Annotated in this window: 9 protein-coding genes; 4 read left to right on the top strand and 5 right to left on the bottom strand. The window is 71.0% G+C overall.

The genetic code is table 11. The annotated features are described in order from the left end of the window. The first annotated feature begins 7 nt into the window (after positions 1-7). Positions 8-916, top strand: a complete 909-nt coding sequence (locus ACLQ23_RS25455) for a carbohydrate ABC transporter permease (RefSeq protein WP_355594526.1) — start codon at positions 8-10, stop codon at positions 914-916. Continuing rightward, positions 916-1,842 carry a carbohydrate ABC transporter permease gene (locus tag ACLQ23_RS25450; protein WP_355594528.1) on the top strand — a complete coding sequence of 309 codons (927 nt, stop codon included), beginning with the start codon at positions 916-918 and terminating at the stop codon, positions 1,840-1,842. Before ACLQ23_RS25455 ends, ACLQ23_RS25450 begins: the two co-directional genes overlap by 1 nt. 117 nt (positions 1,843-1,959) lie before the next feature. Here the strand turns inward: ACLQ23_RS25450 and ACLQ23_RS25445 are convergent, their stop codons facing one another. Both ACLQ23_RS25445 and ACLQ23_RS25440 read right to left on the bottom strand, forming a co-directional pair. Then, complete coding sequence (locus ACLQ23_RS25445; RefSeq protein WP_425735976.1) at positions 1,960-3,657, bottom strand: ABC transporter ATP-binding protein; 1,698 nt, start codon at positions 3,655-3,657, stop codon at positions 1,960-1,962. Positions 3,658-3,707: 50 nt separating this feature from the next. Continuing rightward, positions 3,708-5,498, bottom strand: coding sequence for an ABC transporter ATP-binding protein (locus ACLQ23_RS25440; protein WP_355631096.1), 1,791 nt, complete (start codon positions 5,496-5,498; stop codon positions 3,708-3,710). A gap of 137 nt (positions 5,499-5,635) precedes the next feature. Between ACLQ23_RS25440 and ACLQ23_RS25435 the strand changes: the two genes are divergently transcribed. Beyond that, positions 5,636-7,345 carry a bifunctional 3'-5' exonuclease/DNA polymerase gene (locus tag ACLQ23_RS25435; protein ID WP_355594035.1) on the top strand — a complete coding sequence of 570 codons (1,710 nt, stop codon included), beginning with the start codon at positions 5,636-5,638 and terminating at the stop codon, positions 7,343-7,345. Positions 7,346-7,515: 170 nt separating this feature from the next. After that, on the top strand, positions 7,516-8,109 hold the full coding sequence (locus ACLQ23_RS25430) for a nucleotidyltransferase family protein (protein ID WP_355594274.1): 594 nt from the start codon (positions 7,516-7,518) through the stop codon (positions 8,107-8,109). A gap of 498 nt (positions 8,110-8,607) precedes the next feature. Here the strand turns inward: ACLQ23_RS25430 and ACLQ23_RS25425 are convergent, their stop codons facing one another. The 3 genes from ACLQ23_RS25425 to ACLQ23_RS25415 are packed head-to-tail and all read right to left on the bottom strand — an operon-like array spanning position 8,608 to position 13,138. Continuing rightward, the gene (locus ACLQ23_RS25425; RefSeq protein ID WP_425881210.1) at positions 8,608-10,017 is read right to left on the bottom strand and encodes a GH1 family beta-glucosidase; all 1,410 of its coding nucleotides are present in this window, start codon (positions 10,015-10,017) and stop codon (positions 8,608-8,610) included. Beyond that, the gene (gene yicI / locus ACLQ23_RS25420; protein WP_425735962.1) at positions 10,014-12,254 is read right to left on the bottom strand and encodes an alpha-xylosidase; all 2,241 of its coding nucleotides are present in this window, start codon (positions 12,252-12,254) and stop codon (positions 10,014-10,016) included. The genes ACLQ23_RS25425 and yicI overlap by 4 nt, the downstream gene beginning before the upstream one ends. Further along, complete coding sequence (locus ACLQ23_RS25415) at positions 12,251-13,138, bottom strand: carbohydrate ABC transporter permease (protein ID WP_355594041.1); 888 nt, start codon at positions 13,136-13,138, stop codon at positions 12,251-12,253. The genes yicI and ACLQ23_RS25415 overlap by 4 nt, the downstream gene beginning before the upstream one ends. Between the last annotated feature and the right edge of the window lies 1 nt (position 13,139).

The following is a 13,139-nucleotide window of genomic DNA, read 5'->3' as shown; positions in this document are numbered from 1 at the left end:
TAGGGTCATGCGGCACGGCAAGTATCCATTCGTGGTCGGGTTCCTGTTCGCCCCGGTCACGCTGTACGTGGTCTTCGTCATCGCGCCGTACGCGCAGGCGTTCCAGATCTCGATGACCAACTGGCGGGGCCTGTCGGCCCCGCAGTGGGTGGGCTTCGACAACTATCGGAGGCTGCTCGACGACGGCAGCTTCCTGAAGGCGGTCCAGCACCACGGCGTACTGCTGCTTGCCCTGCCGCTGATCACCATCGCGATCGCGCTGTTCTTCTCCTTCCTGCTCAACGTGGGTGGCAAGAGCAGCGGCGGTCAACGCCAGGGGGTCTGGGGGGCGAAGTTCTACCGGGTGGTGTTCTTCTTCCCCCAGGTCCTGGCGGTGGCGATCATCGCGGTGCTGTTCCAGATGGTGTACCGGCCCAACGAGTCCGGCCTGATCAACGGCGTACTCATGAAGTTCGGCATGGAACCGATCCTGTTCCTGGTCCAGCCGAACCTGGCCCTCTGGTCGATCATCGCGGTGCTTGTGTGGCAGGCCGTCGGCTTCTACGTGGTGCTCTTCTCGGCCGGGATGGCCTCCATCCCGGGCGAGATCTACGAGGCCGCGGAGATGGACGGCGCGACGAAGGTGACGCTGTTCTTCCGGGTCACCCTGCCGCTGCTCTGGGACACCCTCCAGGTGGCCTGGGTCTACCTGGGCATCGCGGCGTTCGACGCGTTCGCCATCGTCGCCGTGCTCTCGGTGGACAGCGGCGGCCCGGACGGCGCCACCACGGTCCTGGCCATGGAGATCTACCGCAACGCGTTCGTCTACTCGAAGTACGGCTACGCCTCCGCCATGGGTGTGGCGCTGTTCTTCCTCACCATCACGTTCGCGGCGCTGACGCTGCGGCTCACCAAGCGGGAAAGCGTGGAGTACTGATGAACCCGCAGTCGACGCTGCCGCCCACACCTGCGGCGCTACCGCCGAAGACCGGCGACCCGGACGCGACCGGCCGGCGGGGCAAGGGCCCCCGCTCGGAGGTGCGGCTCCTGGCCGGTATGGGGCACATCGCGCTCGCCGTCTGGGCGGTCATCGTGATCGTGCCGATCCTCTGGACGTTCCTCGCCGCGTTCAAGAACACCAGCGAGATCTTCAGCAGCCCGTGGACGCTCCCCGGGGAGCTGCGCTGGGAGAACTTCGGTCGGGCCTGGACCAAGGCCAACGTCGGCCGCTACTTCCTCAACAGCGTCATCGTCGTCGGCTTCAGCACGTTCGGCACCATGCTGCTCGGCTCGATGGCGGCGTACGTGCTGGCCCGGTACAAGTTCTGGGGCAACCGGGCGATCTACTACCTGTTCGTGTCCGGGTTGGCGTTCCCGGTCTTCCTGGCCCTGGTGCCGCTCTTCTTCGTGGTGCGCAACCTGGGCCTGCTGGACACCCACACCGGCGTGGTGCTCGTCTACATCGCCTACTCGTTGCCGTTCACCGTGTTCTTCCTTGCCGCGTTCTTCAAGACGCTGCCGTCGTCGGTCGCCGAGGCCGGCATGATCGACGGCTGCGGGCACACCAGGCTGTTCTTCCAGGTCATGATGCCGATGGCGAAGCCCGGCCTGATCAGCGTGGCGATCTTCAACATCATCGGTCAGTGGGCGCAGTACCAACTTCCCCTGGTGCTGCTGTCCAACGCCAAGGACAAGTGGGTCCTCACCCAGGGCATCGCAGACATCTCGGTAAACGCCGGCTACGAGGCGGACTGGTCCGGGCTGTTCGCCGCGCTGACAATCGCCATCCTCCCGATGATCATCGTGTACGCGGTGTTCCAGCGGCAGATCCAGGCCGGCCTCACCTCCGGTGCGGTGAAGTAGTAAAGGCGCCGAGAAGTAAGGAAGGGCACCTTATTAACGCCTGGTGTATAGGAAGGGCCCCTTGTTAACACCTTCCACAGACGAGGTGTTAACAAGGGGCCCTTCCTTTCACCTCGGTCACCTCGGGTGCTCGTCGGCCCGGGTGTGCCAGGAGTGCCAGAGCGCCGCGTACGCCCCGCCGGCCGCGACCAGCTCGTCGTGACTGCCGATCTCGGTGATCCGACCGTCGGCGAGCACGGCGACCCGGTCGGCGTCGTGCGCGGTGTTGAGCCGGTGCGCGATCGCGATGACGGTACGCCCGACGAGCACTGCTGCCAACGCCCGTTCGGTACGCCGGGCTGTGGTCGGGTCAAGTGCGGCGGTCGCCTCGTCCAGGATCAGCGTGTGCGGATCGGCGAGAACCAACCGGGCCAGCGCCAGCTGCTGCGCCTCGGCCGCGCCGAGTTGCCGGGCACCGTCGCCGAGCGCGGTGTCCAGCCCTTCCGGCAGGTCGGCGTACCAGTCGGCGCCAACCGTGGCCAGCGCGGCGCGCATCTGCTCGTCGGACGCGTCGGGCGCGGCGAAGGCGAGGTTGTCGCGCACCGAGCCGATGAACACGTGGTGCTCCTGGGTGACAAGGGCGATCCGGCGACGTCGCTCGGCCGGGTCCAGGTCGGTGACGGGGCAACCGCCGATGCTGACGACACCTTGCCGGGGTGCGTCGATCCCCGCCAGCAGCCGGGCAAGTGTGGACTTGCCGGCTCCCGACGGACCGACAACTGCCAGCCGCTCACCCGGCTGCACCTGAAGGTCGATGCCGTGCAGCACGTCCTGCCCGTCGGTGTAGGAGAACCGCGCGCCCCGCACGACGAGCCGCTCACCCCGCGACGCAGCAGTCCTGCCGGGCGGCTCCGGCGGGACCATGCCGACACCGAGCACCCGGGCGTACGACGCGAAGCCGCGCTGCGCCTGCTCCGTCCACTGCAACAGCCGGTCCAACGGCTCGATCGCCTGCTGCAGATAGAGGGCGGCTGCGACCACCGCGCCGAGCGTGACAGCGTCCCGGAAGAGCAGGAAGCCCCCGACGAGCAGGACCAGGGCGACCGGCAGCGGATAGCTCGCCTCCACCACCGAGAAGAACACCGTACGCAGCGCGAGTGTCGCCCGTCGGGCCGACCACAGCCGGGCGATGCGGGTGGTGCTGTGGCTGATCCGCTCGTCGGACAGCCGGAGCGCCTCGACAGTGCGCGCGCCCTCGGCGGTGGTGGTCAGGGTCTCGGTCAGCTCGGCCGAGGCTGCGCCCTCGGCGAGGTACGCGGGGCCGGCCCGGCGCAGGTACCAGCGGGTCACCGCCACGATCGACGGCAACCCGGCCAGCGCGGCCAGCCCGAGCAGCGGGTGCAGCAGGAACACCGCCCCGTACAGCAACGTCAGTTGGACCGTCGCGATGACGATCGTGGGCACCACGTCGCGCACTGTGGTGCCGACCGTAGCCACGTCGACTGAGCTGCGGGTGGCCAGATCCCCGGAGCCGGCGTGCTCGACCACCGAGACGGGCAGCCCGAGCGTCCTGTTGACGAACTCCTCGCGCAGTTCGGCGACGGCCCGCTCACCGAACCGGTGGCCGGCGTACTGGGCGTAGCGGGAGAGCAACGCGCTCACCAGGACGCAGCCGGTGATGGCCAGCGCCAGTCGGTCCACGGTGGTCACGCCCGCGCCCGCGGTGACCCGGTCGACGATGGTGCCCAGCAGCCAGGGCGGAGCGAGCCCGGCGACGGCGGCGGCACTGTGCAGCGCCAGCACGATCCCTACCGCGCGGCGGTGACGGCTGATCATGTCCCGCAGAGCCCGGCGTACGGTGCGGCGGTCGGCCACCGGCAGCCGGCTCACCGGTACGCCTCCTCGGTGTCGGCGGGCTTGTCGAGGTCGGGGTCGTCACTGCCCCGGGCCACCAGGTGCCGATAGTCGACGTCCCGGTCGAGCAGGTCGGCGTGGCTGCCGGTGGCGGTGATCCGGCCGGCGCTCAGGTGTGCGACCAGATCGGCGCGACCGAGCAGCAGTGGCGACGTGGAGATCAGCACTGTGGTCCGTCCGGCCCGCGCGGCACGCAGCCGCTCGGCGATCCGCGCCTCGGTGTGCGCGTCCACCGCCGACGTCGGGTCGACGAGGATCAGCACCTCCGGCTCGGCGAGCAGTGCCCGAGCCAGGCGTACGCGTTGGCGCTGGCCCCCGGACAGCGTCCGGCCCCGGGCGTCGATCGGGGTGTCCAACCCGGCGGGCAGGGCGTCGACGACGTCCTCGGCGGAGGCGACCCGCAACGCCGCGTTGAACCGGTCGTCGTCGTCGGCGGCGGTGTGCAGGATGTCCCGCAGGGTGCCGGCGAACAGGTAGGACTCGTGGTCGGCCACCAGGATCCGGGCCCGGACCTCGTCCAGGGCGATCCCGGTCAGCGGTACGCCACCCCAGGTGGTTTCGCTGACGACGTAGCGGCCGAGCCGGTCGGCCAACGCGACTGCCGCGGCCGGATCGTCTGCCGCCACACCGGTCAGCCGGCCCGCGCGCACGGTCAGCCCGGTCACCGGGTCGTACAGGTCGGCAGGCCCGGCCGGCGCAGCCAGCACACCGGGCTGGCGTGCGTCGGGCACAGTGCCGGGCTGGCGTGCGTCGGGCACGGCGCCGGGCCGGCGAGCGTCGGACAGGGTGCCCGACTGGCGGCGGCCGGGGCCGCCGACGTCGTCGGGGGGCAGCCTGAGCAGGGCGACGATCCGCCGGGCGGCAACCCGGCCCCGGATCAGCTGGTAGCTGCCCTCCAGCAGGAACCAGACCGGCACGATCAGGGTCGCCACGTAGCCGTAGACGGCGACAAGTTCACCGACCGTGACGTCACCGGCCACCGCCATCCGGGCCGTCAGCCACACCACCGCCGCCAGGAACAGCCCGGGGATGGCGACGATCGCCGCGTCGATCCAACTGTTGACAGCGCCCACCCGGTAGCCCTCGGCGCGCAGGTTCTGCGACCTTGCCGCGTACCGCCGCGCGAACAGGTCCCGGCCGCCCACCCCGGCGAGCACGCGCAGCCCGGCCACGATGTCACCGGACCGGGCGGTGAGGGCGCCCTGCTGCTTGCGGTAGACCGACTCGGCCCGCTCCAGGCGTCGCAGCAGCGGCCCGACGACCAGCCCGACCACCGGTACTCCCACCAGCACGCAGAGCGCGAGCAGCGGGGAGATCGACCAGAGCAGCACGGCGATTACCGAGTACGCGACGACAGCGCCGACACCCGGCCCGGTCAGCGTCAGCACCTGCGCCGACCAGTCGATGTCGGAGCCGCCGATGGTGGCCACCTCGCCGGCGGCCACCCGGCGCGGTAGCGCCGCGCCGATGCGCGACACCTGGCGCGACACGACAGCCGCCGACCGGGCCTTGGCGTCCTCCCGGATGAACGTCATGGTGCGGTGCCGCATGGTGCCCAGGTACGACAGCCCCACCCCCGCGACGACGATCGCCACGACCCAGAGGGCAAGGGCGCGGATGTCACGTGCGCGCAGCCCGTCGTCGACAGCGCGGGCGATCAGGTAGGGCCGCAACGACAGCGCGACCATCCAGGCCGTACCCAGGAGGCTCCCGCGAAGCACACGCCCGGGCTGGCGCCGGACCAGCCACCACAGGTAGCGCATCGGCCCCCTCGTGTCCGGAATGCCGGGCTCGGGGTGGGGGATCTGTGGGGGCACCCGGTCACGCTACCGACCGTTCCCGCCATTCACCGACCCGTTTTCGCCTGCGTCGGCCCGCTTCCGTAGGGTGGGCTCGGTCGATGTCGGACGGGCGAGGCAGAATCACATCCGTGCTGGTGGCGGTGGTGTCCGATGAGCGCGGTGGGGGCGAGCTGCGCCCCCTGGACGTTGCTGGCCGGCCCACCGGCCCGACCGAGACCGTCGCCGACCTGGCCGCCGCGGTGGCCGCGCGGGAGGCCACCGAGCGCCCGCGCTGGGTCTGGCCGACCGCCAGCACTGTCTATCCGGCGCTGCTGCGGGCCGGCGTGCGCGTCGACCGCTGTCACGACGTGGAGCTGACCGAGGCGCTGCTGCTCGGCCACGCCGGCCGCTGGGGTGAGCCGCGTTCCCTCGCCGCGGCCTGGGCGCGGCTCACCGGCGCACCGGTCCCGCCGGATCCGCCGCCGCGCCCGATCGCGCCGCCCGGGCACGGCCAGGTGGCGCTCTTCGACGCTCTGCCCGGCCCGGCGGGCCCGGGCATCGACGCCTTGATCCAGGTGTACGCCGACCAGCTCGCCCGTGTAGCCGACACCGAGCATCCGGGCCGGTTCCGGTTGTTGGTGGCCGCCGAGTCGGCCGGAGCGCTCATCGCTGTGGAGATGGGTGTCGCGGGGCTGCCCTGGCGGGCTGAGGTGCATGACGCGGTCCTCGCCGAGCTGCTGGGCGAGCCGTCCCCGGTGGGCGGTCCGCCGCGCCGGCTCGCCGAGTTGGCCACCCGGATCGCGGACGCGCTCGGCGTCCGGCAGTTGCACGCCGATTCGCCGGCCGAGTTGCTGAAGGCGTTCGCCAGGGCGGGTGTGGAGTTGCCGAACACGCGGGCGTGGGTGCTGCGCGGGGTGGACCATCCGGCGGTGCCACTGGTGCTGGAATACAAGGAGCTCTACAGGATCTGGACGGCGCACGGCTGGTCCTGGCGTGAGCAGTGGGTGCGCGACGGGCGGTTCCAGCCGGAGTACGTGCCGGGCGGGGTGGTCTCCGGCCGCTGGGCCACCCGTGGTGGGGGCGCGTTGCAACTTCCCAAGGTGATCCGTCGGTCGGTGGTGGCCGACCCGGGTTGGCGTTTGGTGGTCGCCGACGCCGGCCAACTGGAGCCGCGGGTGCTGGCGGCGGTCTCCGGCGACGCGCGGCTCGCGGCGGCGGGCGGCGCGGGCGACCTCTACGCCGCGCTGGCCCGGGACTCGTTCGCCGGTGACCGGGACCGGGCCAAGCTGGCGATGCTTGGCGCGATGTACGGGCAGACCGGCGGGGCGGCGTTGCCCGCGTTGGCGGTGCTGAAACGCAGCTACCCGACGGCGTTCGCCTACGTGGAGGCGGCGGCGCGCACCGGTGAGGCCGGTGGGTTGGTGCGCTCCTGGCTGGGGCGGACGTGTCCGCCCGGCTCGTTCGGGTTGGGTGACCCGGACGACGGTCCGGTCGACCCGGACGGCGCGGCCGACCGGCAGAGCCCGCGGGCGCGTGCCGCGCGGTCGCGGGGGCGGTTCACCCGCAACTTCGTCATCCAGGCCACCGCTGCGGAGTGGGCGTCCACACTGCTTGCCACGTTGCGGACCGCGCTGGTCGGCACCGACGCCGAGCTGGTCTTCTTCCAGCATGACGAGGTGATCGTGCATGCTCCGGCGGAGCAGGCCGAGGCGGTCGCGGCGGCGGTGGAGCGCAGTGGTGAGCGGGCCACCGCGTTGTTGTTCGGCGAGACTCCGGTGCGGTTTCCGCTGGATCTGTCCATCGTCGACTGCTACGCCGACGCTGCCTGACCGGTCGCCCGTCCGCGCCGGGTGATGCCGGACGTGTAACGGTTGCGCTATTTCTCCTTTTCGCCCCGCCACCCTCGCCCGGCCGTCCTCGTTGCAGTGTCCGTAGGAGGGGCCGGCCGGTCACGGTCGGTCCCGTGCTTGAGGGGGCGCAGCTGAACCGGATCGCAGGAATGATCATCGCCGCCGGTGGGGGCCGCCGCATCGGCGGTCCCGAGGCGCTGCTGCACCAGGGGGAGAAGCCTCTGGTCAACCAGATGATCGACACGATGACCGAGGCGGGCTGCGAGCAGATCGTGGTCGTGCTGGGTGCCGCCGCCGAGCAGGTCCGACAGACCGCCGACCTGGGCAGGGCCACCGTAGTGATCAACAAGGCGTGGGGCACCGGGGTCGGGTCGTCCATCCGGGCCGGCCTGGCAGCGATGGATGACGAGGGGATCGAGGCGGTGGTGGTCGTCCCGGTCGACATGCCGGGCCTGACCGCCGCAGCGGTCCGCCGGGTGGCCGCGCTGCCGTACCCGGACGTGCTGGTCTGCGCCACCTACGACGGGCTGCGCGGCTACCCGATGCTGTTCGGCCGCCGGCACTGGCCCGGCATCGCCACCCTGGCCAGCGCCGACGTGGGCGCCCGGCCGTACCTGCTGGCGCACAAGGACCAGATCGTCGACATCGCCTGCGACTCGGTGGCCGACGGCAGCCGCGTCGACACCCCGGAGTTGATGGCGCTCTACGGTCTCACCGTCCCGCCGCAGCGGGTGGGCGTCTAGTCAGCCGGCCCGGCAGCCCGGCGGCCCGGCAGGCCGCAGCGATGACGCGTGGCGGTGTGCAACGTCGCCGGTTCGGTGATGGGTGACGTCGGAGGAGGGGTGGGAACGTACCCTTCGCTTCCTTTGCTCTGCTTCAACCCACGCAACACCGCGCGTCCGATAGTCGGACACCGGCTGTTGCGTCAGTTGAAGCAGAGCAAAGGGCGTGACCCACCCTGCCGTGGCCGTGGCCGTGGCCGTGGCCGTGGCCGTGGCCGTGGCCGTGGCCGTGGCCGTGGGCGGTGGGCCGTGGGCCGTGGGCCGTGGGCCGTCAGCCGTGGGGCGTGGGCCACGGGTCGTGGGGGCGTGGGGCCAGGGTGGTCGTGCCAGGGCGTGGGTCGCGGGTCGCGGGTCGTGGACGACCCAGGGCCGAGGTCGGGGGCCGAGGGCTGAAGGCGGCCGGCCGCAGACGCGCCGCAGGCCGCCCTCCCGGGCAGTCGGCGGCGCGTCGTGGTGCGGTTACTCCGGAGCCTCGCCCAGCTCGCCGGTCGCGGCGAGTCGCTGGTACCAGTGGGCGCTGTCCTTCCAGGTGCGCTCCTGGGTGTCGTAGTCGACGCGGATGATCCCGAAGCGGCGGTCGTAGCCGTAACCCCACTCGAAGTTGTCAAGCAGCGACCAGACGAAGTAGCCCCGGACGTCAGCGCCCTGCGCGCGGGCCTCGGCCACCGCGCCGATGTGGCGACGTAGGTAGTCGACGCGCCGCTCGTCGTGGATCCGGCCGTCGGCCGAGACGACGTCGTCGAACGCCGCGCCGTTCTCGGTGATCATCAGGGGCTGGCTCGGGTACTCGCGGTGCAGCCGCAGCAGCAGTCCGGTCAGCGCCGCCGGGTCGATGTTCCACCCCATCGCCGTGTACGGGCCGGGCTGCGGCAGGAAGTCGACGTCGTCGGCGCCGACCCACGGTGAGTGCGCCGACGCGCCGTGACCGTCGGCGTCCGAGCGGGCCGAGTGCCCGTCCCAGGCGCGTACCAGGGTGCTGGAGTAGTAGTTGACACCCAGGACGTCCAGCGGCACGGCGATCACCTTCTCGTCGCCCTCGCGCACGAACGACCAGTCGGTGACACTCGCGGTGTCGGTAAGCAGGTCCGCCGGGTACGCGCCGGTGAGCATCGGGCCGAGGAAAGCCCCGTTGGCCAGCGCGTCGATGCGCCGCGCCGCGTCCGCGTCCGCCGCCGAGTCCGACTCCGGCCGGACCACGTGCAGGTTCAGCGTCACCGACAGTTCGGCGCTCGGGGCCAACGCCCGGACCACGCGACCGGCAAGGCCGTGGGCGAGGTTCAGGTGGTGCACCGCCGCCAGCGCTGCCGCCGGTTCGGTACGCCCCGGCGCGTGCACGCCGGACGCGTAACCCAGGTACGCCGAGCACCACGGCTCGTTGAGTGTCGTCCAGGTGTGCACCCGGTCGCCGAGCGCGGCGACGATCCCCGACGCGTACTCCTCGAAGCGCAGCGCGGTGTCCCGCACCGGCCAGCCGCCGGCGTCCTCCAACTCCTGCGGCAGGTCCCAGTGGTACATGGTGGCGACCGGTCGGATGCCACGCTCCAGCAGGCCGTCGACCAGCCGGGAGTAGAAGTCCAGGCCAGCCTGGTTGAACCGCCCGGAGCCGCCCGGCTGCACCCGCGGCCAGGAGATCGAGAAACGGTACGCGCCCAGGCCCAGCTCGGCGATGTGGTCGAGGTCCTGCGGCCAGCGGTGGTAGTGGTCGGCGGCCACGTCACCGGTGTCGCCGTTGAGCGTCCGCCCCGGGGTGTGGCTGTAGGTGTCCCAGATGGACGGGCCGCGGCCGTCCTCCGTCGCAGCGCCCTCGATCTGGTACGCCGCCGTCGCCGAACCCCAGACGAAACTCTCCGGGAAGGTACGTTCCGTCATCGCCCCACCACCTCCGTGCCAGCCACCACACAGTCGTATCCCGACGAGGCGCCCGCCACCAACTCGGCGGTGGCGACCCCGTCGCGGAAACTCACGTCGAACTCCGCGCCCGGCCCGTCCCCGGGTGCCGGGATCCGCACCCGTTGGCGTTGCCCCGGCGCCGGTGCGTAGAGCCGCAACTGCACGCCGTCCGCCCATTCGTAGTCCGGCCGGTCGGAGCGTGCCCCGAACGGGATGACAGCGCCCGGCCGGGCGAGCACCGGCACGCTGTCGAACTCGTGCTTCTCGGTGACCCACGCCGGGCCGGTGACCTGCGCGCCGGTCACAAGGTGCGTCCAGGTGCCGGCGGGCACATAGTAGGTGACCTGTCCGTCGGCGCTGAGCACCGGCGCGACAAGCACGTCGGAGCCGAGCATGTACTGCCGGTCCAACTGCGCCGCGGCGGGGTCGTCCGGGAACTCCAGGATCATCGGGCGCATCATGGGAATTCCGTCGCGGTGCGCCTCCTGCGCGGCGGCCGCCAGGTACGGCATCAGGCTGAGCTTGAGCCGGGTGAAGTGCCGCAGCACGTCCACGGCCTCCTCGTCGTACGCCCACGGCACCCGGTACGAGCCGGAGCCGTGCAGCCGGGAGTGCGACGAGAGCAGCCCGAAGGCGATCCACCGCTTGAACACGGCCGGGTCGGGGGTGCCCTCGAAACCGCCGATGTCATGGCTCCAGTAGCCGAAACCGGACGCGGCCAGGGACAGCCCGCCGCGCAGCGACTCGGCCATCGCCACGAACGTCGACTCGCAGTCGCCACCCCAGTGCACCGGGAACTGCTGCCCGCCGGTGGTCGCGGAGCGCGCGAACAGCACGGCCTCGCCCTTGCCGCGCTCGGCCTCCAGCAGCTCGAAGACCGCCTTGTTGTAGAGGTAGGAGTAGTAGTTGTGCATCCGCTGCGGGTCCGAACCGTCGTGCCACACCACGTCGGTCGGGATGCGCTCACCGAAGTCGGTCTTGAAACAGTCGACGCCCATGTCCAGCAGGACCTTGAGTTTGCCGGTGAACCAGCGGACCGCGTCCGGGTTGGTGAAGTCGACGAGCGCCATACCGGCCTGCCACTTGTCCCACTGCCACACCGACCCGTCGGGGTTGCGGACCAGGTAGCCGGCCTGCCGTCCCTCCTCGAAGAGGTACGACCGCTGCGCGATGTACGGGTTGATCCAGACGCACACCTTCAGGTCACGCTCGTGCAGCCGACGCAGCATCCCCTCCGGGTCGGGGAACATCGCCGGGTCCCAGACGAAGTCGACCCAGTGGAACTGGCGCATCCAGAAGCAGTCGAAGTGGAACACCGACAGCGGCAGGTTCCGCTCGGCCATCCCGTCGACGAACTCGGTGACGGTCTTCTCCTCGTACGAGGTGGTGAACGACGTCGACAGCCACAGCCCGTACGACCAGGCGGGGACCCGGGCCGGCCGGCCGGTCAGCGCTGTGTAGCGGCGCAGCACGTCCTTCGGGGTGGGCCCGTCGATGACGTAGTAGGTGAGGGACTGGCCCTCGACGCTGAACTGTGTCTGCGCGACGACCTCCGAGCCGACCTCGAACGACACGTGCTCCGGATGGTCCACGAAGACCCCGTAGCCGGCGCTGCTGAGATAGAACGGCACGTTCTTGTACGCCTGCTCGCTTGCCGTGCCACCGTCGGCGTTCCAGATGTCGACGGTCTGACCGTTCTTCACGAACGGGCCGAACCGCTCGCCCAGCCCGTACACCGTCTCGCCGACGCCGAGCGCGAGACGGTCGTGCACGTACCGGCGGCCCTCGCCGTCGGTAACGATGCCGACGCTGCGCGCGGTGGACGCGGTGATCAGCCGGTCGCCGTGCAGGAAGTCGACCCGCCAGCCGTCGACGAGCGCGACCCGGGCGGTCAACTCGCCGGTCGTGAGCGAGGCGGTGATCCCGGTGATGTCGACGGCGACCGGGAACTCGTCGTCGGTGGTCAGCCCGAAGTGCGGCTCGCGGGGCAGCCCGCCACTGTGGTGGCCGATTGTCACCCCGACGATGCCGGGCGCGGGGGAGAAGAACCGGACCGTGACCACCGGGCGGTTGAGGGTGTCGCCCCGACCGGTGATCTGACCGGACGGCGCGAAGACTGTGAAACCGCTGTCGTCCGGCTCCACCGATTCGACTGTGCCGGGGCGCAGGACACTGACCCCTGGGCGCAGTTGCCAGTACCCGTCGGTGAACTTCACTTCTCGGCTCCTGCCGTGATGCCGCGCGCCAGAGTGCGCTGGAAGATGAGGAAGAAGAGGATGGCCGGCACCAGGCTGATCAACGCGCCCGCGTTCGTCGTCGGGGCGTCCATCAGCCGGTCGCCCTGCAACGACGCGATCGCGACCGGGATGGTCTGCGTCTGGTTGTCGATGAGCATTACCAGTGGGATGAGGAACTCGTTCCAGGTCCAGATGAAGAAGAAGATGAGCAGCACCGCGAGGGTGGGCCGCAGGTTGGGGAAGACCACCCGCCACAGCACAGTCCACTTGCCGGCGCCGTCGAGCGCCGCGGCCTCCAGCAGCGAACGCGGGAACGTGCTCATCACCGAGGCGAGCAGGTACGTGCCGAACGCGCTCTGGATGACGGTGAAGATGATGATCACCGCGAGCCGCGTGTTGTAGAGCCCGACCTCTTTCGCCACGTAGTACAGCGGGTAGATCAGCGCCTCCTGCGGAAGCATGTTCGCCAGCAGGAAGAGCCCCACGATCCAGAGCCGGCCCCGGACCCGGCCGATGCCCAGGGCGTACGCGTTGAGCAGCGAGACGGCGACGCCGAGCACCGCCACGGACCCGGCGATGAGCGCCGAGTTCCAGAGCTTCAGCGGAAAGTTGACCTCGGTCCAGTACGTCCGCAGGCCCTTCGTGTAGAACTCGCTCGGCCAGCTCAGCGGCCCGCTCGACGAGTAGTCACTCGGCGACTTGAACGCGTTGAGCAGCATGAACGCGAACGGCACGAGCATGGCGAGCGCGGCGATCGTGACGAGCGCGAGCACGATCCACCGGCCGGCGCCGCGGTGGTGCCTGTCGCGAACCGGGCGGCGCGGCGCTACCGGCGTGGGTGTCGGAGTGAGCGTGACGGACATG

Source organism: Micromonospora sp. DT41, assembly GCF_049841715.1.
Classification (GTDB): domain Bacteria; phylum Actinomycetota; class Actinomycetes; order Mycobacteriales; family Micromonosporaceae; genus Micromonospora; species Micromonospora profundi.
Note: the sequence above shows the minus strand (reverse complement) of the source record. Positions and strands in the feature narration are given on the sequence as shown.

What these genes read in the sequence shown, in the direction of transcription:
- ACLQ23_RS25455 (WP_355594526.1), top strand. Translation starts at nt 8, where the DNA reads ATGCGGCACGGCAAGTATCCATTCGTGGTCGGGTTCCTGTTCGCCCCG.
- ACLQ23_RS25450 (WP_355594528.1), top strand. Translation starts at nt 916, where the DNA reads ATGAACCCGCAGTCGACGCTGCCGCCCACACCTGCGGCGCTACCGCCG.
- ACLQ23_RS25445 (WP_425735976.1), bottom strand. Translation starts at nt 3,657, where the DNA reads ATGATCAGCCGTCACCGCCGCGCGGTAGGGATCGTGCTGGCGCTGCAC.
- ACLQ23_RS25440 (WP_355631096.1), bottom strand. Translation starts at nt 5,498, where the DNA reads ATGCGCTACCTGTGGTGGCTGGTCCGGCGCCAGCCCGGGCGTGTGCTT.
- ACLQ23_RS25435 (WP_355594035.1), top strand. Translation starts at nt 5,636, where the DNA reads ATGTCGGACGGGCGAGGCAGAATCACATCCGTGCTGGTGGCGGTGGTG.
- ACLQ23_RS25430 (WP_355594274.1), top strand. Translation starts at nt 7,516, where the DNA reads ATGATCATCGCCGCCGGTGGGGGCCGCCGCATCGGCGGTCCCGAGGCG.
- ACLQ23_RS25425 (WP_425881210.1), bottom strand. Translation starts at nt 10,017, where the DNA reads ATGACGGAACGTACCTTCCCGGAGAGTTTCGTCTGGGGTTCGGCGACG.
- ACLQ23_RS25415 (WP_355594041.1), bottom strand. Translation starts at nt 13,138, where the DNA reads ATGTCCGTCACGCTCACTCCGACACCCACGCCGGTAGCGCCGCGCCGC.